Origin of the sequence: Streptomyces sp. NPDC004658 (genome assembly GCF_040609555.1) — a bacterium.
GTDB lineage: Bacteria > Actinomycetota > Actinomycetes > Streptomycetales > Streptomycetaceae > Streptomyces.
The window spans coordinates 1-12,322 of the sequence record NZ_JBEXKG010000191.1; the positions used below are offsets into that span (position 1 = coordinate 1).

A 12,322-nucleotide genomic window follows, 5' to 3' on the forward strand; every position below is an offset into this window, starting at 1 on the left:
AAACCCGGGGGGTGGGCCGCCCGGCCAACCCGGGCGGCCCGGGGCCCCCCCCGCCCGCCTCGGGGGGGCCGCCGCAGGTGTGCGGCGGCCCGCGCGGACGTCACGGCGGCTGTGCCGCGTCAGCGCCCCGTCAGCCCTGCACCGGCTGGCCGAACAGTTCGCGCAGCACGTCCTCCATCGTCACCAGGCCCGCGAGCCGGCCGTCGTCGCCCAGGACGGCTGCCAGGTGGGTGCGGCTGCCGCGCATCGCGGTGAGGACGTCGTCCAGCGGGGTGCTCTCGCGGACGCGGGCGATGGACCGCATGTCGCCCAGACGGAACGGCACGTCCCGGGGTGAGGCGTCCAGCGCGTCCTTGACGTGCAGGTAGCCCACGATCCGGCGGCTGGTGTCGACCACCGGGAAGCGGGAGAAGCCCGACTCCGCCGACAGCCGCTCCAGCTGCTCGGGGGTGACACCCACGCGCGCGTAGACGACGCGTTGCAGCGGCACGACCACGTCCCGCACCGGACGGCTGCCCAGCTCCAGCGCGTCGTGCAGCCGTTCCTGCGCCCGGTCGTCGATCAGGCCCGCTTCGCTGGCGTCCTTGACGATCTCGGCCAGTTCGGCGTCCGTGAAGGTCGCCGCGACCTCGTCCTTCGCCTCCACACGCAGCAGCTTCAGCAGCCCGTTGGCGAAGGCGTTGATCGCGAAGATCACCGGTCGCAGCGCCCGGGACAGCGCGACCAGCGGCGGGCCGAGCAGCAGCGCGCTGCGCACCGGCTCGGCGAGCGCGATGTTCTTGGGCACCATCTCGCCCAGCAGCATGTGCAGGTAGGTCGCGAGGGTCAGCGCGATCACGAAGGACACGGCGTGACCCGCGCTCGTCGGCACGCCCACCGCGTGGAACACCGGTTCCAGCAGATGCGCGATGGCCGGCTCGGCGACCACACCCAGGACCAGCGTGCACAGCGTGATGCCGAGCTGGGCGGCGGCCAGCAGCGCGGACACGTGCTCCAGACCCCACAGCACACTCCGCGCCCGCCGGTCGCCCTCCTGGGCCAGCGGCTCGATCTGCGAGCGGCGCACGGAGATCAGCGCGAACTCGGCGCCGACGAAGAAGGCGTTGACGACGAGGGTCGCCAGACCGATCAGCAGCTGTACGGCGGTCATCGCGTCCCCTCCCGCGTCCCGCGGTGTCCCTCGGTACCACGGCGTCCCTCGGTCCCGTGCCGTCCCCCGGCGGCGGTCCCACCGCGACCCTCGCTCCCGGGGCGCCCCCGGGTTCCGCCGCTGCGGTCGCTCCCGGCGGTCCGGTCGGCACCGCCGGGGCCGACGACGGGCCGTTCGTCGTCCAGCGGCGCGTGCATCAGCACCCGGGCGGCCCGGCGGCCCGAGGCGTCGACGACGTCCAGCAGCCAGCCGGCCACCTCGACGCTGTCACCGGCGGCGGGTATCCGGCCCAGCTCGGTGGCGACCAGGCCCGCCAGGGTCTCGTAGGGACCCTCGGGCACGCGCAGTCCCACGCGCGCGAGCTGGTCGGTGCGGGCGGCGCCGTCCGCCGCGTACAGGGCGCGGCCCCGCTCGTCCGCGCCGGCGGGGGCGAGGTCGGGCGTCTCGTGCGGGTCGTGCTCGTCCCGCACCTCGCCGACGACCTCCTCCACGATGTCCTCCAGGGTGGCCACCCCGGCCGTACCGCCGTACTCGTCGATGACGACGGCCATGGTGCGCCGGCCGCCTAGCCGGTCCAGCAGCCGGTCGACGGTCAGCGACTCGGGCACCAGCAGCGGCTCGCGCATCACCTGGGCGACCGTGCGGTGGCGCCGCTGGTCGGCGGGGACGGCCAGCACGTCCTTGATGTGGGCGGTGCCGACGACCGAGTCCAGGCTGCCCCGGTAGACCGGGAACCGGCTCAGGCCGGTCGCCCGGGTGGCGTTTGCCACGTCCTCGCAGGTCGCCTGGGTGTCCAGGGCGATGACCTGGACGCGCGGGGTCATCACGTTCTCGGCGGTGAGGTCGGCCAGGTTCAGCGTCCGCACGAACAGCTCGGCGGTGTCCGCCTCCAGGGCGCCCTCCTTGGCGGAGTGCCGGGCGAGGGCGGCCAGCTCCTGCGGCCCGCGCGCGGAGGCCAGTTCCTCGGCGGGCTCGATGCCGAGCCGGCGCACGAAGCGGTTGGCGGTGTTGTTCAGGTGGGTGATGAAGGGCCGGAAGGCGGCGCTGAACAGGCGCTGCGCGTTGCCGACGCGCCTGGCCATGGTCAGCGGCGAGGAGATCGCCCAGTTCTTCGGCACCAGCTCGCCGACGACCATCAGGACCACCGTCGACAGGGCCGTGCCGAGGACCAGCGCGGCCGAACTCGCCGTGGTCCGGGACAGACCCACCGCCTGGAACGGCCCGGCGAGCAGCTTGGCGATCGACGGCTCGGCGAGCATGCCGACCACCAGGTTGGTCACGGTGATGCCGAGCTGCGCGCCGGACAGCTGGAAGGTCAGGTTCCGTGCGGCTTTCAGGGCGCCGGCGGCCCCGCGCTCGCCGCGCGCGGCGGCCCGCTCCAGCTCGCCGCGTTCCACCGTGGTCAGCGAGAACTCCGCCGCCACGAAGGCGCCGCAGGCCAGCGACAGCAGGATCGCCACCAGAAGGAGGAGCACTTCGGTCATCGGTTCACCCCCGTCCCAGGATCGGACAGGGTTCGGGAGAACGCGCGATATCGCGGACTGGGAGGCTCGCCCATGGGCGGACGCTCACAACCTTTCATAGAGGGCCGAGTGCTCCCTCAAGGGTAAAGGATGAGCAAAGAAGCGTTCGACCTCAGTCCGTGAGCGGCTTCACCCAGCGCCGCCAGTGCTCCTCCGGCCCGTACCCGGCCGCACCCCAGGCGTGGTGCGCGGTCTCGTTGCGCACCAGCACCATCGCGTCGGCGCGCCGCCCGCCGAGCCGCAGGAACCGCTCCTCGGCGGCGGCCAGCAGCGCCGAGGCGATGCCCTGCCGCCGCCGCTGCGGGTGCACCGCCAGCCGGTACAGATGGCACCGCCAGCCGTCGAAGCCGGCGATCACCGTGCCGACCAGCTCGCCGTCCTGTTCGGCGAGGATCAGGGCCTCGGGGTCGCGGTCGGTCAGCCGCTCCACCCCGGCGCGGTCGTCGCTGATGCTGGTGCCCTCGGCGGCCGTCCTCCAGAACGCGAGGACGGCGTCGATGTCGTCGGGCACGGCGGAGCGCAGACACAGTTCAGTCATGCGCCCATCATGATCAGGACCGTCCGGGCGCCGTCCCGGATTCCGTCATGCGGACTGCGCGCGCAGCCGTTCCATCACCGGCGCGAACGCCTCCATGAACGGCTCCAGCACGGTCAGGTACGAGAACCCGAACCGCTCCCGCTGGGCCAGCGCCTTCGCCGCGACCTCCTCCAGCGGCCCGGCCAGCACGAGGGGCAGGGCCAGCGCCTGCTCCAGGGTGAGATCGGGCCGCCGCTCCAGCAGGGGTTTCAGCGCGGGCCCGGGATCGTCGGCGACGGCCACGAGCTGGATCAGCAGGTTCAGCTCGGCGGGCTCCGCCCGGTCCGCCGCCAGCGCGCGGTAACGGGCCACTCGCTCGTCCAGCTCCTCGGCGTCCAGGGGGTCCAGCGTGCCGGGCGTCCTGCCCGGCCGGGCGCCGGTGAAGGCCGCGATGTCCGCGTGCGCGGCGGTCAGCCGCAGCATCCGGTCGCCGTTGGCGCCGATCAGCACCGGCACCCGGGACTGCACCGGCCGCGGCTCGTGCTCGCCGGAGCCGAGCAGCCGTTCCAGCTCCGCCACCGTGCGCTCCAGATGGTCGACCCGCTCGCGCGCAGAGCCGAACGGCAGCCCGGCCGCCTCGTGCTCCGCCTGTACGTACCCGGTGCCGAGGCCCAGTTCGAGCCGGCCGCCGGTCAGCGCGTCCGTGGTCGCGACCTCGCGGGCCAGCAGCGCCGGGTTCCAGAAGCCCGCGTTGAGCACGAACGTGCCGAGCCGCGGCCGTTCGGTCGCCTGGGCGGCAGCGACCAGCGCCGGGAACGGCGCGACCATGCCGAGGTGGTCCGGGACGAGGATCACGTCGTACCCCAGCTCCTCGGCGCGGCGGCACTTGGCGCGCCACTCGTCGGCGGGCGCGGAGGCGAGCAGGTTGACTCCGAAGCGGAACGGACGCGGCATGAACTCTCCCCGATCGGCGGCGACTTGAGTTGGTCCGCTTCCATCTTCTCCGACCCCGGCCTCCATGGATCGAGAACACCCCGGGCCCGGGACGGTCACTCGTGCGCGATCACCGCCGGTCCCGCAGCCGCGACGCCCGGAGCGCGGGCGGCAGGGCCGCCACCACGCCCACCACCGCCGAGCCGATCACCACCGCGACGATCGTGCCCCACGGGACCGCGACGGCCCGCGCACGGCCGGCACCTGCCGCGCGCACCCGCCCCGCACGAGCTCCAGCACCGGCCTCCGCTGCACCACGGACAGCGCGAGGGTGTGGGCGGGGTGCCGGCGCAGAGGTGGGCCCGGCGCCGTGCCACCGTGCGCCCTTGCCGCCGCTAGCGTTCCGGCGCTAGCGGCGAGACATGGCGAAGACCCAGCTGAACGTGCGCGTGGACGAGGGCACCGCCCGCGCCGCCCGCGAGCGCGCCCTGGCCCGCGGGATGAGCGTGAACCGCTACATCGAAGAGCTGGTCAGACAGGACACCGGCGAGGCCGGACGCACGTTCGTCGAGGCCGCCGCCGACTTCATGAAGCAGTACGAGTCCGTGTTCGCCGAGGAGTTCGCCGAGACCCGCGGCACCGGTGAAGGCCGCCGCTGATCCCTTGAACGATCTCCGCATCGACCTCGCCTGGCTGCTGATGCTCGCCGAGCAGAAGACCCCGGGGGATCCGCAGGTCACCGACTGGGGTGCGCTGGTCGCCGCCGTCGCCCGCCACCGGGCCGAGATATTCGGCGTGCCCGTGTACGACACCCCGCACGCCCGTGCCGCCTCCCTGCTCCAGCTGCTCATCCACGTCCCCGCGCTGGAACGCGGCAACGCGCTGTTCGCCTCGGCGGTCGCCTACGCCTACCTGGTCGCCGGCGGCGAGAAGATCGCCACCACGCCCGAGCAGGTCCGGGACCTGGCGCGGCTGGTCAAGGACGGCTCCGCGGCCGTCGACGACATCGCGCGGGAGCTGCGCGGCTGGAGCATCTGATCAGCGGGCCTCCGGCTCCTCGGGCCGCCAGGCCACGCCGAGCGCGCAGAAGGAGGTCGGCAGCGCGGGGCCCTTCTCCGGCAGCAGCACCCGTCGGTGCGGGCCGAGGCGGAAACCAGCGGCGCGCAGCGCGTCGACCGGCTCCCGCGACAGGTGACAGCCGCCGTTCAGCGCCGGCCACAGCAGGCGGTCCAGGGCCTGCTGGGTCACCGTCATCACCCGGCCCCCGCCCCGCCCGTGCTCGAAGAACCGCACCTCACCGCCGGGCCGGAGCACCCGTCGTACCTCACCCAGCGTCCGCGCGACATCCCGCACGCTGCACAGGACCAGCGACAGCACGGCCGCGTCGAACGCCTCGCTCTTGACCGGCAGGGCCTCCGCCGCGCCCGGCACCACGTCGACCGGGACCTCTGCGCGCAGGGCGGACTCCAGCGCCAGCTGCCTGAGCAACGGCTCCGGTTCGATCGCGACGACCTCCGCGACGGCGCGGGGGTAGTGCCGGAAGTTCAGCCCGTTGCCCGCGCCGATCTCGATCACCCGCCCCGACAGCCCCGCCAGCAGCCGCTCCCGCATCGCGGCCATCCCCAGCCGGGACTCGGCGGCGACGCTGATCCGCGCGTAGTAGCGGGCGAACAGCGGATGGTGGACGGGACCCGGCGCCACCTGGCCGGAACGGGTGGACAGCAGCCGCATGGCAACCTCCCTGGACAGCACGCCCCTGGGAAGAGTGTCCCCCGGCCCGCACCGGCCCACCCCACCGAGCGGCCTGCGGCACAGGCGCGGTGTCCTGGCCGGCACCGGGCCCGGCAGGGCTACGCCGCCGCCCGTACCCGGAACGCCTCCGCGTCCCAGGTGCCGTCCAGACGCGGGGACAGCCAGGCCGGGGCCGCCGCGCGGAACTCGGCGGGGGGCAGGGCGCCGGCGCCGGCGGGCAGCGCGCCCAACAGGGGAGCGGCGGCGACCTCCGGCAGGTCGGCCACGTTGCAGCGGGTGGCGAGATCGGGCTCGGCGGGCCAGCTGCCGATCACCACACCGGCCACCTCGATGCCCCGCCGCCGCAGTTCACGTGCCGTCAGCTCCGTCACGTTGAGCGTGCCGAGACCGGCCTGCGCCACGACCAGCACGGGCGCCCCCAGCAGCTCGGCCGCGTCGGCCAGCGTGCCGCCGGCCGCGTCGAACCGGACGAGCAGCCCGCCCGCCCCCTCGACCAGCACCAGATCGTGCTCGGCGGCCAGCTTGGCGGCCCGCTCGGCCACCTCGTGCGGATGCACCGGTGCCATCCCGGCCCGCCGGGCCGCCGTACCCGGCGCCAACGGCTCGGGGAAGCGGGCGAGTTCGTCGGCCGTGACCGGGCCCGCGAGACGCGCGACCTCGTCGGCGTCCCCGCGCTCGTCCGGCCCCACGCCCGTCTGGGCGGCCTTGAGCACGGCCACCGAACGCCCGGCCGCGAGCGCCGCGACGGCGACGGCGGCGGTGGTGACGGTCTTGCCGATCTCCGTGCCCGTCCCTGTGATCATCAGTACCGGCATGTCATCCCTCCCGCGCCGCGGCGCACACCGCGCGCGCGATCCGTGCCACGTCCTCGTCCGAGGTGACGTACGGCGGCATCGTGTAGATCAGGTCGCGGAACGGGCGCAGCCACACGCCCGCCCGTACGGCGGCGTCGGTCGCCGCCTTCATGTCCACCTCGTGGTCGAGCTGGACGACCCCGATCGCGCCGAGGACGCGGACGTCCCGCACCCCGGGCACGTCGAGCGTCGGCGCCAGGCCCTCCCGCAGGGCCGCCTCGATCCGCTTGACCTCCCCGAGCCAGTCCTGTCCCCGCAGCAGCTCGATGGAGGCGCAGGCGACGGCCGCGGCCAGCGGGTTGCCCATGAACGTCGGTCCGTGCGCGAGCACCGGCACCTCGCCCCGCGAGATGCCGTCCGCGACCCGCGGAGTGCACAGCGTGGCCGCCATCGTCAGATAGCCGCCGGTCAGCGCCTTGCCCACGCACATCACGTCCGGGCTGACGGACGCGTGGTCCGCCGCGAACAGCGCGCCGGTGCGGCCGAAGCCGGTGGCGATCTCGTCGAACACCAGCAGCACGTCGTGCGCGTCGCACGCCTCGCGCAGCACCCGCAGATAGGCGGGGGAGTGGAACCGCATCCCGCCCGCGCCCTGCACCACCGGCTCCACGATCACCGCGGCCAGCTCGTCGGCGTGCCGTGCGATCAGCTCCCGCAGATGCTCCGCGTACGCCTCCTCGTACCCGGCGGGCGGCGCGTCCGCGAACACCTGGCGGGGCAGCACACCGGCCCACAGCTGGTGCATCCCGCCCTCCGGGTCGCACACCGACATCGGATTCCAGGTGTCGCCGTGGTAGCCGCCGCGCCAGGTCAGGAGCCGCTGCTTGCCCGGCCGGCCGAGCGAACGCCAGTACTGGAGGCACATCTTGACGGCGACCTCGACCGACACGGACCCCGAGTCGGCCAGGAAGACGTGCTCCAGGCCGTCGGGCGACATGTCGACAAGGAGCTTCGCGAGCCGGACGGCGGGCTCGTGCGTGAGCCCGCCGAACATGACGTGGCTCATCCGCCCGAGCTGGTCGCGCACGGCCTCGTTGAGAACCGGGTGGTTGTAGCCGTGGATGGCCGACCACCACGACGACATGCCGTCGACCAGCTCGCCGGACCCGTCCGCCAGCCGCAGCCGGACCCCGCTCGCCGCCTCCACGACGAGCGGTTCCGCCCGGCCGGGCATCGGGCCGTACGGGTGCCACACATGCCGCCGGTCCAGTTCCAGCAGCTCCGGCACGCCGAGCTCAGGCATTGGGCGCGAGGTCCGTCCCGGCGCCCCGGCGGCGGACCGCGACCAGGTCGGTCCGCGGCTCGGCCGCCACCGCCGGTGCCGGCGCCGACCCGCAGACGCCGCCGCCCTCGTGGCAGCCTCCGGTGCCCCCGCAGGCCGCGGCCTCCGCCCGGTGCTCCGGCAGGGTCACCTGGTCGGCGCCCTCCACCTCGAACCCGGCGTCCGCGATCATCTCCAGGTCGGCCTTGCCGGCCTGGCCCTCGCTGGTCAGGTAGTCGCCGAGGAAGATGGAGTTGGCCAGGTGCAGCGCCAGCGGCTGCATCGTGCGCAGGTGGACCTCACGGCCGCCCGCGATCCGGACCTCCACGTCCGGGCAGACGAACCGGACCATCGCGAGGATCCGCAGGCAGCGCTGCGGGGTGAGGTTCCACTCCTTGGCCAGCGGGGTGCCCTCGAACGGGATCAGGAAGTTCACCGGGACGGAGTCCGGGTCCAGCTCGCGCAGCGAGAACACCACGTCGACCAGGTCCTCGTCGCTCTCGCCCATGCCCGCGATCAGACCCGAGCACGCGGACAGACCGGCCGCGTGCGCCTTCTGCACCGTGTCCACCCGGTCGGCGTACGTGTGGGTCGTGGTGATGTCCCCGTACGTGGACTCCGAGGTGTTGAGGTTGTGGTTGTACGCGTCCGCGCCCGCCTCGCGCAGCCGCTCGGCCTGGCCGTCGGAGAGCAGGCCGAGGCAGGCGCACACCTCGACGCCCTCGTTCTGCTCCTTGATCGCCTTGATGGTCTCCGAGACCCGGTCCACGTCCCGGTCCGTCGGGCCGCGCCCGCTGGCCACCAGGCAGACCCGCTTGGCGCCGCCCGCGAGGCCCGCGGCGGCGGCCTGGGAGGCCTCGTCCGGCTTGAGCCAGGTGTACTTCAGGATGTCGGCCTTGGAACCGAGCCGCTGGGAGCAGTACGAGCAGTCCTCCGGGCACAGGCCCGACTTGAGGTTCACCAGATAGTTGAGTTTCACCCGGCGCCCGAACCAGTGCCGGCGCACCTTGCCGGCCGCGGCCACCACGTCGAGCAGGTCGTCATCGGAGGTCGCCAGCACGGCGAGCGCTTCCTCGCGGGTCGGCAGCTCGCGCCGAAGCCCCTTGTCCACCAGCGTGTTCAGCAGGTCCATGGGGCCTGATCCTGTCGTACGGGACCGCCCCGGGCCAAGGAGACTTTGCACAACGGAGCAGGTTCACCGTGTGGGTATTGCCACACCCTGGGTGGCTGGTCGTGCCGCTAGGGTCTGTCCGCTACCTACAAAAGCACCGGAGGACCCATGGCGTTCGGCTGGATCGACGAGCAGGCCGGGGCACGCCGCCGCGCAGGACTCGTCCGCACCCTGCGTCCGCGCCCCGCCGACGCACCGCTGCTGGATCTGGCGAGCAACGACTACCTGGGCCTGACCCGCCATCCGGAGGTCGTGGAGGGAGCGGCCGGGGCCGCGCGGACCTGGGGCGGCGGTTCGACCGGCTCCCGGCTGGTCACCGGCACCACCGCCCTGCACACCGAACTGGAGCGGGCGCTGGCCGCGTTCTGCGGGTTCGAGGCGGCCCTGGTGTTCTCCTCCGGGTACGCCGCCAATCTCGCCGCGGTCACCGCGCTCGGCCCGCACGGCTCGCTGATCGTGTCCGACGCGGGCAACCACGCCTCCCTCATCGACGGCTGCCGGCTCGCCCGGGGCGAGACGCAGGTCGTCGGCCACGCCGACCCGGAGGCCGTGCGCAAGGCCCTGGCGACGCACCGGGGCACCGCGATCGTCGTCTCCGACACGGTGTTCTCCGTCGACGGGGACCGGGCACCGCTGGCCGCGCTGGCCGAGGCGTGCCGGGAGCACGGCGCGGGACTGGTCGTGGATGACGCCCACGGGCTCGGGGTGCTGGGCGAGGGCGGCCGGGGCGCGCCGTACGAGGCCGGGCTCGCGGGCGCCGGGGACGTGGTCGTGACGGCCACCCTGTCCAAGTCGCTGGGCAGCCAGGGCGGGGTGGTGCTCGGCCCGGCCCGGGTGATCGACCACCTCGTCAACGCGGCCCGGACCTTCATCTTCGACACCGGTCTGGCGCCCGCGGCGGCCGGTGCCGCGCTCGCGGCGCTGCGGGTGCTGGAGCGTGAGCCCGAACGGGCGGCCCGGGCCCGGGAGGTGGCCGCGGAACTGCACGCACGGCTGACCGCCGCGGGTCTGGAAGCGGTGCGTCCGGACGCCGCGGTGGTCTCCGTGCGGGCTCCGTCCCCGGAGCAGGCGGTGCGCTGGGCGGCCGACTGCCGTGCGGCAGGCCTGGCCGTGGGCTGTTTCCGTCCTCCCTCCGTGCCCGACGGCATCTCACGGCTGAGGCTGACCGCCCGGGCGGACCTGTCCGGGGCGGAGATCGAACGCGCTGTACGAGTCGTCGGCGAAACGCGACCATGAGTCGGCGTACACGGCCGTGTGTCGCACGAGGGTGGCGAACGGGCGATGGTCCGACCGGGGGAAGGCCCTCCGGTCAGATCGTGGTGACGAACTCCGCCCAGCTGCCGGCGGAGAAGAGCAGCGCGGGTCCGGCGGGGTTCTTCGAGTCGCGCACGGCGAGCAGTCCGGCCGCGGGGCCGGAGCGCGGCCGGGCCGTCTCGACGCAGTTGTTCGCCCCCGTGCTGTAGCTGCTGCGCAGCCAGCGCACGGGGTGCAGGTCGGTACTGGCAGGGACGTTCCGAGGCAGAGCTGACATGGTGCCTCCTTACGCGCCGTCACCTATCCCGGCGATGTAGTCCAACGATTCCTCGGGGGAAAGGGCGTGGAACTGAAGGGCGTCGAAGGCCTCCGAGTAGGCCATGAGGTCTTCTTTCCGCTCCAGATAGAGGCTACTCGTCAACTGGTCGAGAACAACCACGTCCAGATCAGAAGTGCTCGGAAATGAGAAGATAACGAAAGGCCCGGTGAGTCCGACATGCGCCCCCGCCGCGAACGGCAGCACCTGGAGCCGTACCTGGGGCAGCCGGGCGGCCTCCATGAGCCGTTCCAGCTGCCGGGCCATCACCTGAGGACCGCCGACCTCGCGGCGCAGCACCGCCTCGTCCAGTACGGCGCTCAGCACCAGCGGCGGATCGGAACGCAGCACGTCCTGCCGGGCCAGACGCACCTCCACCAGCGTGTCCAGGCGGTCCTCGTCCAGGTCCTTCACGGCCGCCCGGGTCACCGCGCGGGCGTACTCCGGCGTCTGCAGCAGGCCCGGCACCACGGTCGTCTCCAGCGTGCGCATCGCGCTCGCCTGCGACTCCAGGCTGATGAAATCGCGGTAGGTGGGCGGCAGTACCCCGCGGTAGGCGTGCCACCAGCGGTGCCGGCCGCCCGCGTCCTCCGCCCCCGCCAGCATCAGCAGCAACTCGCGCAGGTGCGTGTCCCGCACCTGGTAGGCGTCGAGCAGTAACCGCAGATCGGCCGGTTTCACACCGCTGGCGCCCGTCTCGATGCGGCTCACCTTCGACTGGTGCCAGCCGACCAGCCGGGCGGCCTCACCGCTCGTGAGCCCCGCACCGGTACGCAGCATGCGCAGTTCGGCGCCCAGTTTGCGGCGGCGCACTGCCGGACCGTTCTGCATGGGCTCCTCCTTACTCCTTCCGGGCCGCCCACATACGGTCTCGCGTCGCAGAGTTCACCGCTTCGAGCGACAGATATATGCATATCTTGGTGGATCGCTCCCCGTGACCGGCCCGGTGGTGGCAGTCTGGCGAACAAGCACCAGTCCGGGACCGTACTCGAACCCTCCGCACCTTGTCGGACCACGGCCCCGTGGGAAAGGGACGACGTCGCCATGGCAGACCACCTGGAAGCATCCGTCACTCTGCCGAGCGATCCGGCCTCGGTCTCCGCCGCCCGCTCCTACGTCGTGGGCACCCTGGCGGAGTGGGGCATGCCGTCCGACACCGACGTCGCCGACACCGTGCGGCTCATCGTCTCCGAACTCGCCACGAACGCCGTACAGCACACCTTCGGGCAGTCACCCACCTTCACGGTCGACATCGCGCTGCACCATGACGAACATCTGCGCATCGGCGTCACGGACAGCCACCCCCGCTTCCCGAAGAGACTGCCCGCCGCCGTCCAGCAGGACAACGGGCGCGGCATGGTCATCATCCGCTGGCTCACCGCCGAGTGCGGCGGCAGACTCCGCATCCGCCCCACGCGAGAGGGCGGCAAGACGGTCTCGATCGAACTCCCCTGGACGATCCCGGCCGCCCCGGTACCGGCGGGCCAACAGGAGCCCTAGGGTCTGTTGCGAAAGTGCTGGTCACAGCCACTCGTTGATGGCTGCGACCAGCACTGTGGCTTCGTAGCGGACGGCGAGTTTGTCGTAGCGA

General features: G+C 73.3%; 15 protein-coding genes. 4 read left to right on the plus strand and 11 right to left on the minus strand.

Annotated features, from left to right (window positions below):
• Window positions 1-130: 130 nt before the first annotated feature.
• The 5 genes from ABZV94_RS36145 to ABZV94_RS36165 form a co-directional block, all read right to left on the minus strand.
• On the minus strand, window positions 131-1,150 hold the full coding sequence (locus ABZV94_RS36145; protein ID WP_356348261.1) for a hemolysin family protein: 1,020 nt from the start codon (window positions 1,148-1,150) through the stop codon (window positions 131-133).
• The gene (locus ABZV94_RS36150; RefSeq protein WP_356348264.1) at window positions 1,147-2,634 is read right to left on the minus strand and encodes a hemolysin family protein; all 1,488 of its coding nucleotides are present in this window, start codon (window positions 2,632-2,634) and stop codon (window positions 1,147-1,149) included. Before ABZV94_RS36150 ends, ABZV94_RS36145 begins: the two co-directional genes overlap by 4 nt.
• Window positions 2,635-2,785: 151 nt before the next feature.
• Window positions 2,786-3,211 carry a GNAT family N-acetyltransferase gene (locus ABZV94_RS36155; RefSeq protein ID WP_356348267.1) on the minus strand — a complete coding sequence of 142 codons (426 nt, stop codon included), beginning with the start codon at window positions 3,209-3,211 and terminating at the stop codon, window positions 2,786-2,788.
• 45 nt (window positions 3,212-3,256) lie between these two features.
• Window positions 3,257-4,144, minus strand: coding sequence for an LLM class F420-dependent oxidoreductase (locus tag ABZV94_RS36160; RefSeq protein ID WP_356348269.1), 888 nt, complete (start codon window positions 4,142-4,144; stop codon window positions 3,257-3,259).
• A 109-nt stretch (window positions 4,145-4,253) separates the two neighbouring features.
• Window positions 4,254-4,400 carry a hypothetical protein gene (locus ABZV94_RS36165; protein WP_356348271.1) on the minus strand — a complete coding sequence of 49 codons (147 nt, stop codon included), beginning with the start codon at window positions 4,398-4,400 and terminating at the stop codon, window positions 4,254-4,256.
• Window positions 4,401-4,545: 145 nt separating this feature from the next.
• On the opposite strand from ABZV94_RS36165, the gene ABZV94_RS36170 reads away from it, so the two are divergent.
• Together ABZV94_RS36170 and ABZV94_RS36175 are read left to right on the plus strand one after the other, a co-directional pair.
• On the plus strand, window positions 4,546-4,782 hold the full coding sequence (locus ABZV94_RS36170; RefSeq protein WP_356348273.1) for a toxin-antitoxin system HicB family antitoxin: 237 nt from the start codon (window positions 4,546-4,548) through the stop codon (window positions 4,780-4,782).
• A gap of 4 nt (window positions 4,783-4,786) precedes the next feature.
• On the plus strand, window positions 4,787-5,161 hold the full coding sequence (locus ABZV94_RS36175) for a fic family toxin-antitoxin system, toxin component (RefSeq protein ID WP_356348275.1): 375 nt from the start codon (window positions 4,787-4,789) through the stop codon (window positions 5,159-5,161).
• On the opposite strand, the gene ABZV94_RS36180 is transcribed toward ABZV94_RS36175, so the two are convergent.
• The 4 genes from ABZV94_RS36180 to bioB form a co-directional block, all read right to left on the minus strand.
• Window positions 5,162-5,854: a class I SAM-dependent methyltransferase gene (locus ABZV94_RS36180; protein ID WP_356348277.1), complete on the minus strand. Its 693-nt coding sequence runs from the start codon at window positions 5,852-5,854 to the stop codon at window positions 5,162-5,164. It lies immediately after the preceding gene.
• Window positions 5,855-5,973: 119 nt separating this feature from the next.
• A complete protein-coding gene (gene bioD, locus ABZV94_RS36185; RefSeq protein ID WP_356348279.1) occupies window positions 5,974-6,690 on the minus strand; it encodes a dethiobiotin synthase in 717 nt (238 codons plus the stop codon).
• A gap of 1 nt (window position 6,691) precedes the next feature.
• Window positions 6,692-7,972, minus strand: coding sequence for an adenosylmethionine--8-amino-7-oxononanoate transaminase (locus ABZV94_RS36190; protein WP_356348281.1), 1,281 nt, complete (start codon window positions 7,970-7,972; stop codon window positions 6,692-6,694).
• Window positions 7,965-9,122, minus strand: coding sequence for a biotin synthase BioB (bioB, locus tag ABZV94_RS36195; protein ID WP_356348283.1), 1,158 nt, complete (start codon window positions 9,120-9,122; stop codon window positions 7,965-7,967). The genes ABZV94_RS36190 and bioB overlap by 8 nt, the downstream gene beginning before the upstream one ends.
• A gap of 147 nt (window positions 9,123-9,269) precedes the next feature.
• Here bioB and ABZV94_RS36200 point away from each other — a divergent pair, with 147 nt between their 5' ends.
• Window positions 9,270-10,397, plus strand: coding sequence for an 8-amino-7-oxononanoate synthase (locus ABZV94_RS36200; protein WP_356348285.1), 1,128 nt, complete (start codon window positions 9,270-9,272; stop codon window positions 10,395-10,397).
• A 73-nt stretch (window positions 10,398-10,470) separates the two neighbouring features.
• Here the strand turns inward: ABZV94_RS36200 and ABZV94_RS36205 are convergent, their stop codons facing one another.
• Together ABZV94_RS36205 and ABZV94_RS36210 are read right to left on the minus strand one after the other, a co-directional pair.
• Window positions 10,471-10,692 (minus strand): DUF397 domain-containing protein, encoded by a 222-nt coding sequence (locus tag ABZV94_RS36205; protein WP_356348288.1) that lies wholly within the window; start codon window positions 10,690-10,692, stop codon window positions 10,471-10,473.
• A 9-nt stretch (window positions 10,693-10,701) separates the two neighbouring features.
• Entirely contained in the window at window positions 10,702-11,562 is an 861-nt protein-coding gene (locus ABZV94_RS36210) for a helix-turn-helix transcriptional regulator (RefSeq protein WP_356348289.1), read from the minus strand.
• A gap of 213 nt (window positions 11,563-11,775) precedes the next feature.
• On the opposite strand from ABZV94_RS36210, the gene ABZV94_RS36215 reads away from it, so the two are divergent.
• Complete coding sequence (locus ABZV94_RS36215; RefSeq protein ID WP_356348291.1) at window positions 11,776-12,231, plus strand: ATP-binding protein; 456 nt, start codon at window positions 11,776-11,778, stop codon at window positions 12,229-12,231.
• Window positions 12,232-12,322: the final 91 nt, after the last annotated feature.